The sequence below is a fragment of the Zoogloea oryzae genome (assembly GCF_030161255.1).
In the GTDB taxonomy this organism is placed as follows: domain Bacteria; phylum Pseudomonadota; class Gammaproteobacteria; order Burkholderiales; family Rhodocyclaceae; genus Zoogloea; species Zoogloea oryzae.
In genome coordinates, this window is record NZ_BSPX01000173.1 from 1 (window position 1) to 2,065 (window position 2,065).

Sequence of the window (2,065 nt, forward strand, 5' to 3'; positions counted from 1 at the left end):
CTAGCATTAGAAAGGTGGCTATTGACATTTTGGGAGAATCTAAAGGAACATCTCAACCTCTTAAAGAAACTTGGTGGTGGAACGAAGAAGTCCAAAAGATGGTAAGATTCAAAAGAGAGTGCTACAAAGCGTGGCAGAAAAATAGGAGTATAGAAAACTTCGACTCATACAAAAGAGCTAGTAAGGAGACTAAAAAGATAGTAGGGGAAGCAAAGTGCAGAGCATACGATAATTTTTATACTAAACTCGACACGAAGCAAGGAGAAAAAGATATTTATAAACTAGCCAAGTTAAGAGAGAAGAGGACGAGAGACATTAGCCAGATTAAGTGTATTAAAAATGAAGACTCGAGAGTGTTAGTACAAGATAAAGAGATCAAACTGAGATGGGAAAATTACTTCGAGAAGTTGTTGAATGAAACTAATATCGATCTGGAGAAACTAGAACTACAAACTAGCCACAGGGATAATATTTTTTTTCGAAGGATTAAAGAGGGTGAGGTTAAAAATGCTTTAAAAAAGATGAAATCTGGTAAAGCCTTAGGGCCGGATGGTGTGCCTCTCGATGTCTGGAGGTGTTTAGGAGATTTTGGAATAGCCTGGTTAACCAAATTTTTCAATAAGATACTATCATCGAGGAAAATGCCGGATGGTTGGCGTAAGAGCATTTTGGTACCTATCTTTAAAAATAAAGGAGATGCGCAAGATTGTAACAATTACCGAGGCATAAAATTAATGAGCCATACTATGAAGCTATGGGAGAGAGTGATCGAACAACGCATTAGACGCGAGACAGAAGTAACGGAAAACCAATTTGGTTTCATGCCAGGAAGGTCTACTATGGAGGCTATTTATATTTTAAGAAAATTAATGGAAAAGTATAGGGAAAAGAAGAAGAATCTTCATATGGTCTTTATCGATTTGGAGAAAGCATATGACAGAGTACCTAGGGAACTTATTTGGAAAGCTTTGGAAAGAAAGGGAGTCACCAAGGGATACATTGAGACAATCAAGGATATGTATGATAATGGGAGGACTATAGTTAGAACGACAGTAGGTGAGACAAGAGAATTTCCTGTTACAGTAGGCCTTCATCAAGGATCAGCGTTAAGCCCTTATCTTTTTGCGCTGGTAATGGATGACCTGTCTAGAAACATTCAAGATAAGGTTCCTTGGTGTATGTTATTTGCTGATGATATTGTGTTAGTGGATGAGAGTAGAGAGGGGGTAAACATCAAACTAGAGACATGGAGAGAAGCATTAGAATCAAAAGGCCTAAAAATTAGTAGGAATAAAACAGAATATGTGGAGTGCAATTTTAGTAACTCAAAAGAGATGAAGGATGAAGTAGTTAAGATTGAGGGCCATGAAATCCACAAAAGTGAGTGGTTTCGGTATTTAGGTTCTATTATTCACAAGGAAGGTGTGATTGATGCTGATATAAAACATAGAATCCAAGCGGGGTGGCTTAAATGGAGAAGTGCTTCTAGTGTACTATGCGATCGACGTATCCCTCTTAGACTTAAGGGGAAGTTTTATAGGACTGCAATTAGACCAGCTATACTATATGGTTCAGAATGTTGGGCCACTAGGAAACAACACATGGATAAAATTAGTGTAGCGGAAATGAGAATGTTAAGGTGGATGTGTGGTAAAACTAGAAAAGATAAGATTAGGAATGAACACATCCGAGAAATATTGGGTGTAGCACCAATTGAGCAGAAAATGAGAGAAAACCGTTTGCGGTGGTTTGGGCATGTGCAAAGGAGACCTCTAGATGCACCTGTTAGAAAGTGCGAGGTTTTAATCCCGGATTGTAATACGAGGGGAAGGGGAAGACCGAAGTTAACATTGGAAACCCTTTTAAGAAAGGATATGATGGAAATGAACGTGACAGAGGCAATGGCCTTTGACAGAGCTCACTGGAGACAAAGGATTCATGTAGCCGACCCCATTTAGTTGGGAAAAGGCTTTGATTGATGATGATGAATCTCTTATGAACCGATAGTTGGGCACTCATTTCATTTTACCTTTCATATATTCATCATGATTGCACTTGTGAAAAG

Annotated in this window: 1 protein-coding gene; it reads left to right on the top strand. The window is 38.6% G+C overall.

The annotated features are described in order from the left end of the window. The coding region (locus tag QQK25_RS24615) for an RNA-directed DNA polymerase (RefSeq protein WP_284190018.1) at positions 1 to 1,958 on the top strand (1,958 nt) is incomplete at its 5' end. Between the last annotated feature and the right edge of the window lie 107 nt (positions 1,959 to 2,065).